At 43.0% G+C, this 321-nt stretch carries 1 protein-coding gene; it reads right to left on the bottom strand.

The annotated features are described in order from the left end of the window. A partial coding sequence (locus ACNKXV_RS13895; RefSeq protein ID WP_417908314.1) for a shikimate kinase occupies window positions 1-206 on the bottom strand: 206 nt, incomplete at its 3' end. Window positions 207-321 lie beyond the last annotated feature (115 nt).

The raw sequence follows: 321 nt of genomic DNA, 5'->3' as shown, positions 1-321 counted from the left end.
TCTGAAAGTGTCTCTGTTTCCCATTCTCTGAATTTCCCCTCTCCATAAATAGAAAAAATCTCAGGAATTTTCCTCACATACTTTTCCTCTATCTGCTGATCGAGATCCAGAAACGGAAAACCCAATTCCTGAGCTAGCTGCCTACCAAAGGTACTTTTCCCAGATCCGGGAAGACCCACCAAGACGACTTTCAGGTTCTTATTCATAGAAAAAGGTCAATCACCTCGGTAGCTTCCGGAGTATTGTTGTGATGGTATTTTTGGATGACCACACCATCTTTCAAGATCATAATCCCGGGATTGGCTCGCATGATGGTTTTCA

It is taken from the genome of Christiangramia aquimixticola (assembly GCF_048285835.1).
In the GTDB taxonomy this organism is placed as follows: Bacteria; Bacteroidota; Bacteroidia; order Flavobacteriales; family Flavobacteriaceae; genus Christiangramia; species Christiangramia aquimixticola.
The sequence above is the reverse complement of the archived record's forward strand: the minus strand, read 5'-3'. Positions and strand labels throughout refer to the sequence as shown.